15 protein-coding genes are annotated in these 17,275 nt (G+C 71.2%); 7 read left to right on the top strand and 8 right to left on the bottom strand.

Features of this window, described 5'->3' with window-relative positions; all coding sequences use genetic code 11:
* Positions 1-50: 50 nt before the first annotated feature.
* Entirely contained in the window at positions 51-1,067 is a 1,017-nt protein-coding gene (locus EP757_RS29160; RefSeq protein ID WP_127551378.1) for an enoyl-CoA hydratase/isomerase family protein, read from the top strand.
* Here the strand turns inward: EP757_RS29160 and EP757_RS29155 are convergent.
* The gene (locus tag EP757_RS29155) at positions 1,005-1,946 is read right to left on the bottom strand and encodes a DMT family transporter (protein WP_370457699.1); all 942 of its coding nucleotides are present in this window, start codon (positions 1,944-1,946) and stop codon (positions 1,005-1,007) included. The genes EP757_RS29160 and EP757_RS29155 overlap by 63 nt on opposite strands.
* Before the next feature lie 54 nt (positions 1,947-2,000).
* Between EP757_RS29155 and EP757_RS42970 the strand changes: the two genes are divergently transcribed.
* Positions 2,001-2,159, top strand: a complete 159-nt coding sequence (locus EP757_RS42970) for a hypothetical protein (RefSeq protein WP_160165912.1) — start codon at positions 2,001-2,003, stop codon at positions 2,157-2,159.
* Between the two features lie 11 nt (positions 2,160-2,170).
* Here EP757_RS42970 and EP757_RS29150 read toward each other — a convergent pair whose 3' ends face one another.
* Positions 2,171-3,205, bottom strand: coding sequence for a hypothetical protein (locus EP757_RS29150; RefSeq protein WP_127551376.1), 1,035 nt, complete (start codon positions 3,203-3,205; stop codon positions 2,171-2,173).
* 159 nt (positions 3,206-3,364) lie between these two features.
* Between EP757_RS29150 and EP757_RS29145 the strand changes: the two genes are divergently transcribed.
* Positions 3,365-7,177 carry an Ig-like domain-containing protein gene (locus EP757_RS29145; RefSeq protein WP_232050059.1) on the top strand — a complete coding sequence of 1,271 codons (3,813 nt, stop codon included), beginning with the start codon at positions 3,365-3,367 and terminating at the stop codon, positions 7,175-7,177.
* 42 nt (positions 7,178-7,219) lie between these two features.
* Here the strand turns inward: EP757_RS29145 and EP757_RS29140 are convergent, their stop codons facing one another.
* Positions 7,220-7,873, bottom strand: coding sequence for a DivIVA domain-containing protein (locus EP757_RS29140; RefSeq protein WP_127551372.1), 654 nt, complete (start codon positions 7,871-7,873; stop codon positions 7,220-7,222).
* Positions 7,874-8,032: 159 nt separating this feature from the next.
* A complete protein-coding gene (locus EP757_RS29135) occupies positions 8,033-8,509 on the bottom strand; it encodes a GNAT family N-acetyltransferase (protein ID WP_197725406.1) in 477 nt (158 codons plus the stop codon).
* 52 nt (positions 8,510-8,561) lie between these two features.
* Here EP757_RS29135 and EP757_RS29130 point away from each other — a divergent pair, with 52 nt between their 5' ends.
* Positions 8,562-9,071: a TetR/AcrR family transcriptional regulator gene (locus tag EP757_RS29130; protein ID WP_127551368.1), complete on the top strand. Its 510-nt coding sequence runs from the start codon at positions 8,562-8,564 to the stop codon at positions 9,069-9,071.
* 18 nt (positions 9,072-9,089) lie between these two features.
* Here EP757_RS29130 and EP757_RS29125 read toward each other — a convergent pair whose 3' ends face one another.
* Positions 9,090-10,055, bottom strand: a complete 966-nt coding sequence (locus tag EP757_RS29125; RefSeq protein ID WP_127551366.1) for a nitroreductase — start codon at positions 10,053-10,055, stop codon at positions 9,090-9,092.
* A gap of 50 nt (positions 10,056-10,105) precedes the next feature.
* Complete coding sequence (locus EP757_RS29120; protein WP_127551364.1) at positions 10,106-11,629, bottom strand: LLM class flavin-dependent oxidoreductase; 1,524 nt, start codon at positions 11,627-11,629, stop codon at positions 10,106-10,108.
* Positions 11,630-11,696: 67 nt separating this feature from the next.
* On the opposite strand from EP757_RS29120, the gene EP757_RS29115 reads away from it, so the two are divergent.
* Positions 11,697-12,173 carry a MarR family winged helix-turn-helix transcriptional regulator gene (locus EP757_RS29115; protein ID WP_232050058.1) on the top strand — a complete coding sequence of 159 codons (477 nt, stop codon included), beginning with the start codon at positions 11,697-11,699 and terminating at the stop codon, positions 12,171-12,173.
* Here EP757_RS29115 and EP757_RS29110 read toward each other — a convergent pair.
* Complete coding sequence (locus EP757_RS29110) at positions 12,154-12,822, bottom strand: HAD family hydrolase (RefSeq protein WP_232050057.1); 669 nt, start codon at positions 12,820-12,822, stop codon at positions 12,154-12,156. The genes EP757_RS29115 and EP757_RS29110 overlap by 20 nt on opposite strands.
* 81 nt (positions 12,823-12,903) lie before the next feature.
* Between EP757_RS29110 and EP757_RS29105 the strand changes: the two genes are divergently transcribed.
* Entirely contained in the window at positions 12,904-15,114 is a 2,211-nt protein-coding gene (locus tag EP757_RS29105; protein WP_127551360.1) for a bifunctional diguanylate cyclase/phosphodiesterase, read from the top strand.
* Here EP757_RS29105 and EP757_RS29100 read toward each other — a convergent pair.
* Positions 15,099-16,082: a transporter gene (locus EP757_RS29100; protein ID WP_232050056.1), complete on the bottom strand. Its 984-nt coding sequence runs from the start codon at positions 16,080-16,082 to the stop codon at positions 15,099-15,101. The genes EP757_RS29105 and EP757_RS29100 overlap by 16 nt on opposite strands.
* Before the next feature lie 172 nt (positions 16,083-16,254).
* On the opposite strand from EP757_RS29100, the gene EP757_RS29095 reads away from it, so the two are divergent.
* Positions 16,255-17,250, top strand: coding sequence for a zinc-binding alcohol dehydrogenase family protein (locus EP757_RS29095; RefSeq protein ID WP_232050055.1), 996 nt, complete (start codon positions 16,255-16,257; stop codon positions 17,248-17,250).
* The last annotated feature ends 25 nt before the right edge of the window (positions 17,251-17,275 follow it).

Raw genomic sequence — 17,275 nt, 5'->3', positions numbered from 1 at the left:
AATCTACTGCCGCCTTCACAAGATCGGTGGTGACCGTGGAAGATCGCGGGATGAGCGAACCAACGGTGATCGTCCAGCGGCGGGGCCGGCTCGGCCATCTCACGCTCAACCGGCCGGCCGCGATCAACGCGCTCACCGCGGAGATGGTCACTGTCATCGCACGCACTCTCGACGCCTGGGTGGCCGACGACGGCGTGCACGCGGTTCTGCTCACCGGCGCCGGTACGCGAGGCCTCTGCGCCGGTGGCGACATCCGCGCCATCCACGCCGACGCCGTGGCCGGCGGGTCGGAATCGGTGCGGTTCTGGGCGGCGGAGTACCGCCTGAACGCGGCGCTTTCCACGTACCCCAAACCGCTGGTGGCCTGGATGGACGGGCTGGTGATGGGTGGCGGGATCGGGCTGTCCGCGCACGCCGGAATCCGGGTGGTGACCGAGCGCTCGCGGCTCGCGATGCCCGAGGTGGGTATCGGCTTCCATCCGGACGTGGGCGGATCGTGGCTGCTCAGCCGGGCGCCCGGTGAGCTCGGCACACATCTGGCGCTGACCGGTTCGGCGATCGGCGCGGGCGACGGGATCGCCGCCGGGCTGGCCGACCACTACCTGCCGTCCGACCGCCTGCCGGAGGTGATCTCCGCCCTCGCCGAGGGTGGTGCGCTCACCTGGGCCGAACCCCCTCCTGCCGAACTGGACCGATCATGGATCGACTCCTGTTACACCGGTGACGACGTCGGGACGATCCTGGAGCGGCTCACCGCCCATCCGTCGCCCGCCGCGCAGGCCGCCGCCAAGGAGATCGGCACCAAGTCGCCGACCTCGCTCGTGGTCACGCTGCGCTCGCTGCGGACCGCCGCCCACCTGCCCGACCTTCGCGCCGCACTCGACAGGGAACTCCGGCTCAGCGCCGCCCTGCTGCGGATGCCGGACCTGGTGGAAGGCGTCCGCGCGCAGATCATCGACAAGGACCGGCGACCGCGCTGGCAGCCGGCCGACCTCGCTTCCGTCTCACCGCAGCTGGTCGACGCGATGTTCGCGCAGGAACAGCCCCTGGGAGACGGCCACTCCTGACAGGACGATCAGCGCGCCCACCGGCTGGTTCCACCACAGGTGCTCGCCGAGGACCAGCACGCCGACCACCGTCGCCACCACCGGCATCAGATAGGTCACCGAGCTCGACGTGCTGACCCCGGCCACCCGGATCACGTGGAGGTTGAGCACGAACGCCAGCCCGGTGCCGAGGGTGCCGAGCGCCAGCACGCTGAGCACCACCCCCGGCGAGAGATCCGCGGGGTTCGGCGGCGGGCCGCCCAGCAGCGGCGCCACCAGTGCGAGCTGGGCAAGAGCGGCGAGCAGCTGCCCGGCGGCCATCGAGACGCCGCTTCCGCTCCTGCCCGCGATGTGCCTCTTCTGGTACGGGATGGCGACCGCGTAACACATGGCCGCCCCGAAACACATGAGCTGGCCGGTGAACTGCGCGCCGCCGAGCCCGCGCCACACGCCCAGCACGACGAGCACCCCGGCGAACCCGACGCCGATGCCGGCGGCCTTGCGGGCGGTCAGCCGCTCGGTCCGGAACACCAGCGCGGCGAGCGGCAGTGCGACCAGGGGCGTGGCCGCGTTCCAGATCCCGGCCAGGACGCTCGACACCCGCTGCTCACCGAAACCGAACAGGGTGAACGGGAGGGCGACGCCGAGCAGCGCCACCACCATGAGATGGCCCCAGAGGCGGGGATCGCGGGGCAGCCGGTCACGGGTGACGGCGAGAACCACGAGCAGGATCGCCACGCCGGCGGCGACCCGGCCGAACGTCAGCCAGAGCGGATGCAGCTCGCGGACGCCGACCTTGATGAACAGGAAGCTGGTGCCCCAGATGGCGGCGAGCGCGAGATAGCTGGGCAGCCAGCGTCGCATCGCCACCCGGGTGTCAGGAGCGGATACCGTCGTCACCCCTGACACTCTGCCCGGGTCGCCCGGAATCCGCGCGGCAATAATGTCCGCGGCGTGACAGACAGCCGGGCGGTGCGGCCCGATGATCCACGAATGGTGCTGGACACGCCCGGTGGCGTCCGCGATCTCTCCCCGTCCCTCTCGGCCGCCTGGTCCGACCTGGTGCTCTCCTGGTTCGACCAGATGATCACGCGGACTGCCGGACCCCGCTAGGTTCGATCGCCTCAGACAGAGAACGGCAGAGACGGGCCCCGGGGCAACACCTGCACCTCCTTGACCGGAGAGGTCGGGGCCCGGATGTGGTGGTCGATCGCTACCGCGCACCACTGGCCGGGGTGGGGCGTGCCGTACAGGGTGGCCGCCTGGGCGCCGCGGCGCGGCACGGTGTCGTCGGCGGTGAGCGCGATGGTGAGGTGACGGGTCCGGGGTGGGTCGGGGATCAGCACTGCCACGGAGTCGCGGGCGGTCCGGGCGTGGACCGGGCGGGCCGGTTGCGGGGAGGAGAAGAAGCGCAGCAGCGCACGCCTCCTGGTCACCGCCCTGGCCAGCAGTGCCGCGCCGACGCCGGCCAGGGTGACGAACGGGACGAAGAGGATGGTGATGTCGTACGGTTCGCTGCTCAGCTGGCGGAGTCCCGCGTCGTCGATGAGGACCTCGACGCGGCTGCCCACCGGATAGTCCAGGGGTTCCAGCACTTCCATGTAGTACGAGTCACCGTTGGTGAGGTCGACGCCGATGACGGATTCGCGGTGCTCGCGGACCACGGCCGGGACCGCGTCGGCCACCGCCTCCTGGGCGGTCACGTCCGCCTGCCGGTTCCAGGTCCATCCGATACCGGCGAGAGCAGCGACGAGCAGGGCGGTCCCTCGTACCCAGGGGAATGGAAGGAAAGAGGGCGTGGGCGGCTGACGTCGTGGTGCGGTGTCGGCGGGGACCGGGAAGCGGAGGCGGGCGAGCGCCACCGTGATCGCGAGCAGGGCCAGCGGGAGCGCGACCAGCCAGCCCATCCGGACGTTCTCGGCCCGGTCGGCGATCGGCCAGAGCGTCGCGCAGATCACCGCCGCACCGGCCGCCGACCAGCGGTGCAGATGGGACATCACCGCGGTGGCGAGGAGCAGGCTCACCCCGATCGATGTCAGCGGCTCGGGACCGCAGGTCTCCGTCGTGCACGGCTCGTCCGGGGTGGCCGCGACGATCAGCACGAAGACGGCGGCGACGACGGCGACCACGAGGAGATCCGCTCGGGGATGGGGACGCATCGAACGATCATGCCAAGGCGGAATCCTTCTGGAAACCGCTGAGAAACGACTGATAATTAGCGTGCGCGCCTAGTTGATCATTCAACTCCTGTTCCCAGGGAGCGTTGTATGAAAATAGGCGGAATACTCCTCTCCGTAGTCGTCGCGTTAGCGATACCAGTGCCGGCAGCCGCGGCGACGACGACGACTTCGTCCTTACCGGACCCGACGGCTCGCGGGCCCTATGGGCACCAGGTCATTCAGGAGGCCAAATTCGGTCTCGCCACGATTCAGGAACCGAACTCGGACGGCGCCGCCCCCACCGCGGGCACCTCTCAGGCGGCCGAGCAGGTGGAGATCCGTGGCCAGCTCTACATGCCGGACTGGTCGAAGCGCACGAAGCCGTCGCCGCTGATCGTCCTGGTGCACGGCAACCACGGCTCCTGCGACTCCGGGCAGAGCTCCGCCACCGCCTCCTGTGCCGAGTTCAAGCACAACGAGAGCGGTTACGCATACCTCGCTGAGAACCTCGCGACCTGGGGATACACCACGTTCTCCCTGTCCCAGGACCAGCTGATGATGCGGCAGGACAACAACAAGGGCAAGGGCATGCACAACCGGCGCATGCTGATCGCCGCGACACTCGACGCGATCACCGCGGCCGCCTCGCGCCAAGGCCTGACGGTGGACGAGCACACCACGATCGGCACCGTGCTCTCCGGTCACCTGGACATGTCCCGGATCGGCCTGATGGGCCATTCGCGCGGCGGTGACGCGGTCACCAACTTCATCGACTACAACCGGATCCGCACCGACGGCCCGCGCTACCCGATCAGCGGCGTCATCTCCCTGGCACCGACCGATTACGAGCGCAAGGCGCCGTACGGCATGCCGTTCATGTCGATCCTGCCGATGTGCGACGGCGACGTCTCCAACCTGATGGGCGCCCGTCAATATGAGCGCGGCCAGACGATCAACGCGGACGACCCGTACCCGCGGATCCAGGTGGAGCAGCTCGGCGCGATCCACAACTGGTACAACACCGTCTGGTACGCCGACGGTGGCGCCGACGGCCAGGCGAACAACGACGCGGCCTGCGGTAACTCGGCGCCGTTCGCGACGAACAACATCCACCCGAACAATCTGCGGCTGTCGGGTGCCGCCTCCTACACCGACCCGGCCCTGAACTACAAGATCGACAACTCGGACCCGCTCAACCCCCTGGTGAACACCAAGATCTCGGGTGATGCCGCGCGGATGGGTGACCAGGAGAAGCTCGGTCTCGCCACGATGGCCGCGTTCTTCCGGCGCTACATCGGCGGCGAGGGCGCGTTCGACCCGTACATGACCGGCGAACTGGCGAACACCGAAAGCCACCTGCAGGTCCCGGCGTCCGCCTGCCCGACCAGCGAGTCCGGCGCGCGGATCCCGTGTGCCGAGCGCGTGAACACCAGCTACTACGCCGGCGCCGGCGCCCGGGTCGACCTGATCACGCCGGGCACCGAGAACCCGCTCGCGCTCAACGACCTCGGCGGTGCGCTGTCCGGTGCGGGCTTCGCCGACCCGTACGCCCAGGCCGCGGGGGTGACCGCCAAGCCGGCGGCGACCGCGCAGGGCTACGACTGGTGCAACCCGGAGCCGCAGGACTTCGCGCCGGCCCAGCTCGGCAAGACCGGCGTCCCGCAGGCCGCGAAGCCGTGCCCGCTGCCGGCCGCGACCGCCCTCGGCGGGCAGAACGGCACCCGGGAGAACGCGCCGATCAACCACTCGTACGGTCCGCAGCTGACCCTCGCATGGGAGAAGGAAGCGAAGCTGACCGCGGAGATCCCGGCCGATTCCCGGAACATGTCCGGTCTGGAGGCGCTCGCACTCGGCGCCGCGGTGAACTTCTTCGACACCCGCAACCCGGGCGCCGACAACCGTGGCGACAACACGCGTGATCCGGCCGGACCGTCCTGGCCGAACGAGAAGCCCACCTCGTACGACCCCACCTCGACCACCCAGAACTTCGTGATCGCGCTGCGCGACACCGAGGGTGACGAGGGCACGGTTGCGGCCGGCGACCCGCGCTGGGGCAACGCCCTGCACATGTCGACCGGCACGAACACGCCGAACACGCACATCGTCCTGGACCAGATCCGGGTGCCGCTGAGCGAGTTCGCCGCGCAGGGCGTCGATGTGAGTTCCCTGGCATCCCTCGAATTCCGCTTCGGCGGCGCGGATCTCCCGGCGTCGGGCTCGATCCAGCTGGCTGACGTGCGGTTCCAGGAGCCGGTCTCCGGCAAGCAGATCCAGTCGGACGGTGTCACCAAGGCGAACGGCGCCGGGTACGGCAGGTTCTCGTCCGGCCGTGTCTCCACGATCGGAAGCGCCACCGGCAACGTCTGGACCGTCGACGACGATCTCCAGCAGTGCCCGAACGCGCAGTTCACCTCGATCCAGAAGGCCGTCGAGGCGGCAGCGCCGTGGGACACCATCACCGTCTGCGACGGCCTCTATCAGGAACAGTCGACGCCGTTCAACCACAACTCGAACCCGGTGCAGTCCGGCGCGAAGAACGGCCTGACCATCACCAAGCCGCTCACCATCCGCGGCACCGGCGCCGACAAGGTCACGATCGAGCCGGTGCAGACGCTCGGCGACCTGGCCGGCACCGCGCCCTACCTGCGGGACGGCGGCGGCAATGTGATCACCGTGTCGCGGCAGTCGCTCGGCTCGACCGACACGAACGAGATGTTCGTCGACATCTCCGGCGTCACCGTCACGTCCGGTGACGTCTGGGCCGAGGCGGGCATCGCCTACTTCGGCGCTGCCGGCCGCATCAGCGACAGCGTCGTGGGCCCCCTCAAGACCGATTCTGATCTGACTGCGCATCCGCACGGCTGGGGAATCGTCAAGACCGGGATCATTCAGGGTACGGGGGCGAGCACCGTGGAGAGCGAGCTCTCCGTCGAGGACAGCCTGGTGACCGGATATGCGGCCGGTGGCATCCTGTTCGACGGTGGCCGCGGCAAGGACGGCGCCGCGGAGAACACGGTGCGCAGCGGTATCCGCTACCACGGCTACGTCAGCGACACGGTGGTCTCCGGTTCGTCGACCGGCATCGCGTTCGCCAGTGGAGTGGACGGCTCCGTCGACTCCAGCCGGATCAGCGGGAACACGACCGGGCTGCTGCTGACCGACTCCGGGACGGTCACCGTCTCCGGCGACGTCTTCAGCGGCAACGCGGTCGCCGTGTCGAACGCCGACGCGGCCGGAACCGGGGTGCGTGAGGGCGCGCCGGTCACCGTCGCGAAGAGCTGGTTCGGCAAGGGCAAGCCGGCGGTCTCCGGGCCGGACTCCACCGGCGCCGCCTCGGTGATCGTCAGCAAGCCGCTCTCGTCGGCGCCGCGGTCGGTGCCGACGACCGCCGGCGAGGTCGCCGACCGCAAGCCGGCCGCGGACATCGCCTCGCCCGGCGGCAAGACCTCGGTCACCGCCGGCGAGGACCTGGACGTGCTGGTCCGGGCGTCCGACGACTTCGGGGTGACGGCGGTGTCGCTCTACGCGAACGGCTCCAAGGTGGGCACCACGAGCGTGTCGCCGTACCGGTTCTCCTGGACGCCTCCGGCCAAGTACGCCGGCAAGAAGGTGGAGCTCGAGGCCGTGGCGGTCGACTCGTCCGGCGCCAAGCGGGTCTCCGACGACGTGACGGTCACCGTCGCCCCGGTCATCCCGGCGCCGTCGGTCACGGTGACCGCGTCGTCCAGTGAGGTGAAGGCGACGGTCAACTCGGCCGGAACCGCCACCCTGCGCGGCGACAAGGTGGCGACGGTCAGCAGGAAGGCCGCGAAGGCGCGAACCGTCGCGCTGCCGCTCACCCTGACCGCCGCGGGCAAGGACCTGCTGGCCAGGCACGGCAAGGTGGACGTGACGGTCGCGGTCACGTTCGAGAACGCCGCCGGCGCCGTCACCAGCAAGCCGATCACGGTGACGATCACCAGGAAGAAGTGAGCTGAGAACGCGGAGGGGCCCCCGGTCGCCGGGGGCCCCTTCTCAGTTGCCGGTCAGATCCTGGAGTCGTTGCGTCATCTCGCCGGCCATCTCCTCGCGGCGCCGCGCTGCTTCGTCGCGCAGGTCCTCGATCCGGTCCAGCGCCGCCGCCCGTTTCGCCGGCAGGCCCGCCACCAGCTCGGCGTGCCGGTGCCGGGCGTCGGCGACGATCGTGGAGGCCCGCAGCTCGGCGTCGCTGACCAGCAGGTCCGCCTCGGTGGCCGCCTTGCGCAGCACCTCGCCGGACTGCTGGCGGGCCTCGGTCAGGAATTCGTCGGCGGTACGCTCGGCCAGCTCGATCACCTGCGGGTTCACCGCCGCCGTCGCCGGCGCGGACGGGCGCACCGCGGCCCGCGCCTGGACCAGCTCGGCCTGCAACTGCCGCGCCCGCGCCTCGGCCCGGTCCCGCCGCGCCTCCAGCTTGCGCAGATGGCCACGGAGATCGTCGTTCTGCAGCTGCTCGCTGAGAGCCTGGTTCTCGGCCATCAGCCGGCGCATCTCGTCGGCCACGTCCCTCAGGAACGCGTCGACCTCTCCGTCGTGATAGCCGCGTGAGCCGGCCGCGGGCTCACGGAACGAGGCCCTGTCCACGTCGTGCGGATTGAGCTGGCCGGCGGTCTCCCCTGCCGTTCCCACCGGCTGCAGAGATGACGTCATCAACTCGCTCTCCATGGTCGATCGTCTGTTCACGTTCCCATGCGGGCGGAGCAGCCCGGCGGTACGGGACGACGTGTCAGAAGTAGACGCGAACCCCCTTTCAATGTCAACACCGTGTATCGGAAAGGACTCCTGACAGTGACCTGTCCTTTATCGAGGTCAGCGCAGGTCGAGCGTCCAGGTCTGGCCGGTCACCGGGTGACCGAACCCGGGGTGCGGCTCCTCGGCGGTCAGGGTGAAGCCGGCCGCCTCGTAGATGCGGCGGGCCGACACGCACTCGTCGACGGTCCACAGGGTCACCGTGCGGTATCCGGCGGCGCGGGCGAACGACAGGCACTCCGCCACCAGCTTGCTGCCCAGGCCCCAGCCGCGGGCGGCCTCGGTGACCAGCAGGACCCGCAGCTTCGCGACGGCCGGGTCCTCACCGGCGACGAGCATGACGCTGCCCGCGCGGGCGCCGTCGACCTCGGCGATCCAGGCACCCTCCCGAGCCGGGTCGTGCGCCGTCCCGTAGGCGCCGACGATCTGCGCGACGAGCGCCTCGAACGTGGTGTCCCAGCCGAACTCACGCTGGTAGACCTCGCCGTGGGCCATCACGATCCAGCCCAGGTCGCCTGGTTGATCCGCCTTGCGCATGATTGCTCCGATCCACTGAAACACTCGTTTCAGTGGAGGATAGACTACCCGCATGTCTCCCCGGCAGGACGAGCTCCTCGAAGCCGCCTATCGCTACGTGCTCGACAACGGCCTCGCCGATCTGTCACTGCGCCCCTTGGCCGCGGCGATCGGATCGAGTCCGAGGGTGCTGCTCTTTCTGTTCGGCAGCAAGGACGGACTGATCAGGGCTCTGCTGACCCGGGCACGAGCCGACGAGATGCGGCTGCTGACCGACGACGTGCCCCCGAGCCCGGCGCCGGACCCGGCCGACGTGGTCGAAAGGATCTGGGGGTGGCTCGCCGCCGAGGAGCACCGGCCGTTGCTGCGGCTCTGGACCGAGGCCTATGCGCGCTCCCTGGTCGAGCCGGACGGTCCGTGGGCCGGGTTCGCGCGGCTGACCGTCGAGGACTGGCTGCGCGAGATGCCGACCCTGTCGCTGGCCGTCCTCCGAGGCGCCCTGCTCGACCTGCTCGCCACCGGCGACGAGGAACGCGTGACCGCTGCCGTCCACGACCACGCGACAACCCTGCGATCACGCTGACCTCCGGCGGTGGTGCGGTCAGGGTTCGGCAGGCAGGAGCAGTTCGTTGAGGGCGCGGCGCGGGGAGCGGCCCGCGGTGCGGCCGTAGCCGACGCGGAGGATCATCTGGGCCGGGCGGCGGCTGAGCTTCTCGCGGATGGCGGGGACCTCGACCGGCTGGCTGATCGGGGTGGTCGCCAAGCCGAGCAGGGTGGCGGTCAGCAGGACTCGTTGCAAGGCCTGGCCTGCTCGTAGCCAGTCCAGCGGGGTGTCGCCGCCGGTCGCCAGGACGAGGACGGTCGGGTGCGGTTCGAACGGGAGGCGTTCGCGGGGCAGGCCGGCGAAGTCGCGGACCGGCATCACCTCCAGTGCGTCCCACGGGCCCGCCGCCCACTCCGGGACACCGTCGTGGCGGACGTCGCGGCCGGTCCAGCGGGCGATCTCCGCGGCGTAGTGGGGGCGGTCCCGCAGCCAGCGGTCCGCGGCACGGGCCAGGCCGAGGATCGCGTCCCTCGCCACCGGGCCGGCCACCGTCAGCGTCGCGCCCTCCTGCGCGGCCGCCCCGCGCAGCTTCTCGATCGCGTCGGCCGGGACCGCCACCCGCGCGAACGGCCAGCGGTTCGTGTGCCGGCGCGGGATCGCCGCGGCCAGCGCCTCGGTCGCCGGATCCGGCCCGCGGGGACGGCCCGCCGTCACCCGGGCTGCCAGGACCGGGTCGGTGTTGCCGGGTAGGACGGGAGAGCAGAGCTGCTCCCGTACCGAATAACCGGCATGACGCACCGCCAAGCGCAAGGTGAGGACGGCCGCGCCCACACTGATCAGATGTTCGCGCCCGTCCGGATCGACCACCGGGAGGCGCCGCGCCGGATCCGCGAACACCTCGATCACGGGCGGCTCGACGCGGAACAGCCACGGCTGGCTGTTGTGCAGCGAGGGCGCGGTGGCCGCCAGGCGCACACAGTCCGTCAGAACGCCCCGCGCCGGTGGAACGAAGCCGATGTCCATGTCTCCACGGAACTCCACGACGGCCCGGTCCGGGAGGGCCGGAAGTCCCGTCAGAGCACTCCGAGCCGGGCGATCGGCTCCACCAGCTCACGTTCCTCGTAGGAGAGGTGGGACAGCAGGGTGTCGCTGAGCAGGTCCACCGCCTCGCGCAGGCGGTCCATCCCGTCCGGCTCGGAGACCAGCGCCACCAGCGCCTTGTCGACGCTCTCCAGCACGTCGTGGATCACGTGGTGTTCCTCGGCCAGCCGGTCCACCACCGGGGCCAGGCGCGGGTCGGCGCTCTTCAGGCGCGGGAAGAGCGAACGGTCCTCGATCGTGTGGTGGGTGGTGACGATCCGGCAGTACGACTCGCAGTAGGTGCCGAGCGTCCAGTTGTTCTGCCGCATCGTCATCGTGTTGATGTGGTCGCGGGCCTGCCCCACACCCATCGACCCGGCCTCCACCTGGCGGATCAGCTCATGGATCTGCGTCAGCTCGGCCCGGAGGTGGTCGTGCACGTCGATCAGGTGCTGGCCGGCGGCGTTCTCGTGAGCCGTGTACGTGCGGCCCGGATCGTGCGCCGGCCCGGTCGGCCTGGTCGACTCGTCCCAGGGCTGAACCTTGCTGCGCCGCACACCGTCATCGGCCGTCGGCACGACACCGAAGTCGTCGCCGATCACTCTCTCGACCTTCTTCGCCGGGGATCCTTGTCGCTCGGCGGCCACCAGCTCGCGGACCGCCGGGGCCACCTCCTGAGCGAAGGTACGCAGGTCGCCCGGGTCGTCGGTGGCCAGGATGAACGTGCTGACGCCGTCGGTGAGGGCCAGGTCGGCGAGCTCCTCGGCCCACTGCTCGGGCGGGCCGTCGAGCTGACCGCGGCCCGCGGTGGCGAAACGGCCGCCGATGTTGAGCAGGCGGCGCACGGCGGACGGGTCCCGCCCCGCCTCACGCGCCGCCTCGTCGATGATCGCGTTGCCCTTCTCCAGGTCGCCGGCCTGCAGGTAGCTCAGAGACGGCAGCCAGCCGTCGGCAGCGCGACCGGTGAGGGCCAGCATCCTCGGCTTGTACGCACCCAGCCAGATCCCGACGTCGTGCGCCGGGGCCGGGCCACGCTTCGCACCGCGCACGCGGTAGTGGTCGCCGTCCACCCGGACCGGGCCGCGCGCATCGGCGTCCCAGACCTGGCGGATCACGTCGATGCCCTCTTCCAGCGCCCGCACGGCCTGACCCGCGGTGAGCCGCCGGCCGCCCATCGCCTCGATCGCGTCCCAGAACGCTCCGGCGCCGAGACCCAGCTCGGCCCGGCCTCCGCTGAGCAGGTCCAGGCTCGCGACGCTGCGGGCCAGGACGGCGGGCGGGCGCAGAGGCAGGTTGATGACGTTCGCCGACAGGTGCACCCGCTCGGTTCTGGCCGCCACGAAGGTCAGCAACGTCCAGGTGTCGAGGAAGCCCGCCTGGTAGGGGTGGTCCTGGAACGTCACCAGGTCGAGGCCGGCCTGCTCGGCCAGCACGGCGAGGGCGACCACGCGGTCCGGGTCGGTGACGGTCGGCGTGATGAAGGTGCCGAATTCGAGAGAGTGGCCGTAGTCGGGCATGCGACCAACTGTGCCGCGATCTAGATGTTCTGTCAAATAGAACATCTAGATCTGCTACGATGCCTTCGTGACGACCCCCCTCGAAGGTGACCTCGGCTGGATGCTGGGGGTGGTGTTCCGCGCTTACGCGAAGGCCGCCGAGCACGCGTTGAGTGATCTGCCCGGCGGACCGCGGGGCTACCAGGTGCTCACGGCCGCCGTCGGTGAGCCGCCGCGCAATCAGGGCGCGATCGCGGAGGACCTGGGCATCGACCGGACGATCCTGACGTACCTCATCGACGACCTGGAGAAACAGGACCTCGTCGCGCGCCGGCCCGACCCGGCCGACCGGCGCAGCCGGCTGATCGTGGCGACGGATACCGGGCGGCGGTCGCAGGAGGCGCACCGGTCCGCGCTCCGGCACGTCGAGGCGCATGTGCTGAGTTCCCTCGCGCCGGAGCAGAGCGAGGCGTTCCGGGCGCTGCTGCAGCAGGTGGCGTGCAGCGCGCAGAGGCTCGACCCGATGAGCGACCTCTGCGAAGCCGTCAAGAAGATCGACGGCTGAGGTTCCGCACGGTTTCCGGCAGTTCGGGGAAGGCGTCGATCGCCGCCGTGGTGTAGCGGGGATTGAAATCCGACAACCGGCGTACGCCGCTCTGCAGGCACGCGATGAAGGCGATGCCGGCGCGGCCCGCCGACTCGGCGTCACCCGGGGAGTCACCCACGTAGACGCACTCCGACGGACTCAGGCCCGCCTCGGACAGCAGTTCGTCGAAGGCTCGCGGATCGGGCTTGCCGAACCGGGTGTTGTCGCGGTGATAGATCCGGCTTATCCGGCCGACGAGCACATGGTCGGGCGCCAGCATGTGCTCGACCTCCGGACCGGTACGCGACGTGAGCAGCATCAGCACATGGCCACTCAGCAGCAGGGCGTCCAGGGCCGCCAGGTTCTCCGGCGGGATCACGTCGAGCAGGCCGTCCGCCACGTGGCGGCGCATCGCGTCGTGGAAGAGTGTGCTGAATCGGTCCAGGTCGAGGCCCGGGGAGCGCTTCGGCATGGCGTCGAGGAGAGGCTCGCCCCAGGTCGCCAGGTGCAGCGCGCGAGACATCGGCGGGCGGCCCATCGCGGCCAGCACCTCGTTCTCCAGGGTGAACGACGACGCCTCGGTCATGCACAGCGTGTCGTCGACGTCGATGGCAACCGCACGGATCATGATCCGAACCATAGAACCTCACATCGGCGGGGAGTACGCCGATGTCCACGGCGACGGGTTCGCGCGAACGGAGGAGGGGCAGTGATCACGCGCTGGCGCGCCTGGTACCTCCCGGTCGCGATCGTGGCGGCCGCCGCCGAGGTGCTGCTCGTCGTCGGCGGCCTGCGAGCCGGCTTCGTGAACCTGCTCGTCTGGGCGCCCGCGGTGATCGGCGTCGCCATGGCCGTCGCCGCGTTCGCCGCCGCCGCCGGGCAGGCCGCCGAGGGCAGCCCGCTCCGGGTCTTCTGGCGCCGCGTCGGGGTGGCGATGGGGTTCGTGCTGGCCGCCTCGATCAGTCAGACCGCCGACGTGCTCACCATGCCGTTCGACGGGATGCCGCCGCTCGGCTCGCGAACCCTCGTCCTCTACGTGATCGGCACGATCCTCGCCATCACCGCGCTGCTGCGGCTGCCCGGCGGCGGGCGCAGCTGGCGCCAGCTCACCACGGCGGTGCTCGACGTGGCCGTGGTGGCGGTGACCGCCGGGATCGCCGCGTCGCAGTACGTCGGCTGGTTCATGGACCGGTTCGGCGTGAGCACGTCGGCGTGGTGGCTCAACATCGCGATGATGGCGATCGCGGTGGCCGGCGTCGTGGTCGTCGTCAAGATCATGGCGGCGCGGCAGAGCCCGGTCCCCCGCGCGTCGCTCTGGTGGCTCGCCCCGATCGGGCTGGCCGGTCCGCTCTCCACCGTGCTGATGACGCTGCTCACGCCGTGGCCGCACCTCAACGGCAGCGCCGCGGTGCTGCCGTTCGTCGGGCTGTTCGGCGCCCTGGCCGCGCACGCTCAGCTGCGGGCACACAGCCGGCCGGCGCCGGCGCTGAACCCGGCCGTGCACCGCCGCGGCACCGCCGTCCCGCTCGTCGCCACCGGCCTGACCAGCGTGCTGGTCGCCACCGTCTACCTGCGGACCGGGCACCTGAGCACGGTTCAGGTCGCCGGCACCGCGCTGCTCCTGCTGCTCGTCGTGGCCCGGCAGGCGATGGCGCTGTCGGAGAACGCGTCGCTGCTGGAGACGGTCGCGAACTACGCGATGCACGACGAGCTGACCGGGTTGTGGAGCCGCCGGTACTTCACCGCCGCGGTGGCCGAGGCGTCCGGCCCGCACACCGTCGTGCTCATCGACCTCAAGGACTTCCGCTCGATCAACGACGCGCTCGGCCCGGAGACCGGCGACGCGCTGCTCGTGGCGTTCGCCGGCCAGCTGAAGGACGCCTACCGGACGGATGTCGTCGCCCGGCTCGGCGGCGACGAGTTCGGCGTGCTCCTGGCCGGCACCGGCCACGACCTCGCCCACACCCCGGAGACGCTCACCGCCGCCGGCCACGACGTGGTCCTCGACCTGTCCGTCGGCGTCGCCGAGGGTGACGAGGACCTGTTCCGGCATGCCGAGATCGCGCTGCGGGAGGCGGGCTCCGGCGGGGGCCTGGTGCTCTACGACGCGTCGCTGGAGTCCGCGCTGACCCGGCGCGCGACGGTCGCCGCCGACCTGCGCCGCGCGCTGACGGCCGGCGAGTTCCACCTGCTCTACCAGCCGATCGTCGAGCTCCCGGACGGCCGGATCACCGGCGTGGAGTCGCTGATCCGATGGTCCCGCGCGGACGGCACGCTGGTCTCCCCCGCCGACTTCATCCCGGTCGCCGAGGACACCGGCATCATCGTCGAGCTCGGCGCCTGGATCATCGACCGGGTGTGCGCGCAGGCGGCGGCGTGGCGGCGCACGCACGGCCCGCACGCCCTGCGCTCGGTCGCGGTGAACGTCTCCGCCCGTCAGCTCCTCGACCCCGGTCTGGTCGACGTGGTGGCGAACGCGCTGGACCGCCACGGTGTGCCGGCCCGGCAGCTCACCGTGGAGATCACCGAGACGGCGGTGTTCGGTGGCGGGCGCGCGCTGGCCACCGTGCACGCCCTCTCCGAGCTGGGCGTCAGCATCGCGCTCGACGACTTCGGCACCGGGCACTCCTCGCTCGGCCTGCTGCGCACCTGCCCGGTCGACGCCATCAAGGTCGACAAGTCGTTCGTCGACGGCCTCAACGGCACGCCGCAGCAGGAGGCGATCGCGATCGCGCTGACCGGCATCGCCGAGACGATGGGACTGCGTACGGTGGCCGAAGGTGTGGAGACCGCCGAGCAGGCGCGACGCCTCTACGAACTCGGTTACCGGCAGGCGCAGGGCTTCCACTTCGCCCGTCCGCTGCCGGCCGAGCAGATCGACGCGATGCTCGGCGAACTGGCTCATCAGATCGCGGCGTGAACGGCCGGCCGGGCGTCCGCGTCGTCGGCGGCGGTCAGCCCGGTGAGGGCGCGGCGGCGGGCGGCGCGGCGGCCGATCACCGGCAGGGACCGGACGGCGATCGCGGTGACGACGACGGTGAGCGCGGCCAGCAGCACCCCCGTGACGAGCCGGTCGCCGGTGGCCTCGGCCGTGAACGCGGTGACCGCGCCGGCCGGGAACGTGAAGGACCAGAACCCGAGGGAGAACGGCAGCCGGGCGAAGCGGGGCAGGTAAGCCAGCTCGACCAGGGTCAGCACGACGGTGATGCCGGCCAGTGCCGCGGGCACCGGCCCGAAGCCGGGGCCGGCCAGCGCGAACCAGGCCAGACCGGCCACGGCGGGCGGGGCGAGAAGGATCGCGATGGTCGGGACGAGCGGGTCCGGGAGAGCCGGGCGTACGACGAGGCGCAGCAGGATCAGCGTGGCGATGACGATCCAGAAGAACACGCCGACGCCGAACGACGCCCAGCCCACCTGCCGATGCCCCACGACCGACGCCGTGTCGCCGCCGATCAGCCCGGCCGCGACGGTCGGCAGCAGATAGCCGCCGTGCACGGCCTCCAGGGTGAGGCGGCCCTCCAGCCAGGTGCCGACCAGCCAGCCCGCGAAGAGCGCCGCTGCCGCGATCGAGGCGAGGACCAGCACTTCACCGGCGCGCGGCAGGAAGTGGTGCAGTTCCGCGCCGAGCAGCATGCCGACCACCGGGACGAGCGCGCCGAGCGGGCCCTGTGCCGGGTGCCGCAGCTGGTCGCGCAGGCGCTCACCGCTGCGCGCGCCGGCGATCAGGTGCGCGGTGATCAGCCAGATCCACGCGACGGCGGCGGCCGCCCAGAACAGCTGCGGCATGAAGGACGGCAGCGCCAGCACGCCGGCGGCGGCGGTCCACGCCTCGGCGAGGCCGGCCAGGCCGAAGGCGATGGCGAAGGTGTTGAGCGGTATCCGGGTCACGCTTCGATGCTCGGCGGGCCGGGCGGGCCGTGCATAAGTACGACGACTGGCATCCGCGCTCCCCCGGACCACGGCCGGGCCCAGCTCGCCGTCGCCCCGGCATACGTCGAATGACTGGTGTTCTCGCCGTAGCTGTTGCCGCCGGTCCGGTGACACGCCGACAGTTGCCGTCATGACCGAGATGATGCGCGCGGTGGGTTACCGACGGAACCTGCCGATCTCCGACCCCGAGTCGCTGCTGGACCTGACCCTGCCCGTTCCCGAGCCGGGACCGCACGACCTGCTGGTCCGGGTGGCGGCCGTCTCGGTGAACCCGGTCGACGTGAAGCAGCGGGCCGGCAGCGATCCGCACGGCAAGCCCGAGATCCTCGGGTGGGACGCGGCCGGCGTCGTGGAGCGGGTGGGTGAGGCGGTCACCCTTTTCCGCCCGGGCGACGAGATCTGGTACGCCGGATCGATCGCCCGAACCGGCACGAACGCCGAACTCCACCTGGTCGACGAGCGGATCGCGGGCCCGAAGCCGGCCTCGCTGACATTCGCCGAGGCGGCGGCGCTGCCCCTGACCGCCCTGACGGCGTGGGAAGCCCTCTTCGACCGGCTGCGGCTGACCGCGGACAGCACCGGAACCCTGCTCGTGCTCGGCGCCGCGGGCGGCGTCGGCTCGATCCTGGTCCAGCTGGCCCGGCAGCTCACCGCCCTCGAGGTGATCGGCACGGCGTCGCGCCCGGCCTCCCGGCAGTGGGTCCTCGACCGGGGCGCCCACCGCGTCGTCAACCACCACGACGACCTGGCCGCCGCCCTTCCCGACGGTGTCGACTACGTCTTCACCCCGCACTCAGGCGGCATGATCCCGGTCTTCGCCCGGATCCTGCGCCCGTTCGGTGCGGTCGTGGCGATCGACGAGCCCCGGCACCTCGACCTGCTGCCGCTGAAACCGAAGAGCATCGCCTGGCACTGGGAGCTGATGTTCACCCGAGCCCTGTACGACCCGTCGAGCACCGCCCAGCACGACATCCTCACCCGGGTCGCCGGCCTGGTCGACGAGGGCGTCCTGCACACCACCATGACGACCGACCTGACCGGCTTCACCGCCGCGAACCTGCGCCGGGCCCACGAGATCGTCGAGTCCGGCAGCGCCATAGGCAAGACCGTGGTGAGCGGTTTCTGACCACACGTCCGCCCGCCCCGCCGCT

The sequence above is a fragment of the Actinoplanes sp. OR16 genome (assembly GCF_004001265.1).
Taxonomy (GTDB): Bacteria; Actinomycetota; Actinomycetes; order Mycobacteriales; family Micromonosporaceae; genus Actinoplanes.
Note: the sequence above shows the minus strand (reverse complement) of the source record. Positions and strands in the feature narration are given on the sequence as shown.

Bases quoted from the DNA above. Each gene is read 5' to 3' on its own strand.
- EP757_RS29160 (WP_127551378.1), top strand. From the start codon at position 51: ATGAGCGAACCAACGGTGATCGTCCAGCGGCGGGGCCGGCTCGGCCAT.
- EP757_RS29150 (WP_127551376.1), bottom strand. From the start codon at position 3,205: ATGCGTCCCCATCCCCGAGCGGATCTCCTCGTGGTCGCCGTCGTCGCC.
- EP757_RS29140 (WP_127551372.1), bottom strand. From the start codon at position 7,873: ATGACGTCATCTCTGCAGCCGGTGGGAACGGCAGGGGAGACCGCCGGC.
- EP757_RS29135 (WP_197725406.1), bottom strand. From the start codon at position 8,509: ATGCGCAAGGCGGATCAACCAGGCGACCTGGGCTGGATCGTGATGGCC.
- EP757_RS29130 (WP_127551368.1), top strand. From the start codon at position 8,562: ATGTCTCCCCGGCAGGACGAGCTCCTCGAAGCCGCCTATCGCTACGTG.
- EP757_RS29125 (WP_127551366.1), bottom strand. From the start codon at position 10,055: ATGGACATCGGCTTCGTTCCACCGGCGCGGGGCGTTCTGACGGACTGT.
- EP757_RS29120 (WP_127551364.1), bottom strand. From the start codon at position 11,629: ATGCCCGACTACGGCCACTCTCTCGAATTCGGCACCTTCATCACGCCG.
- EP757_RS29110 (WP_232050057.1), bottom strand. From the start codon at position 12,822: ATGATCCGTGCGGTTGCCATCGACGTCGACGACACGCTGTGCATGACC.
- EP757_RS29095 (WP_232050055.1), top strand. From the start codon at position 16,255: ATGACCGAGATGATGCGCGCGGTGGGTTACCGACGGAACCTGCCGATC.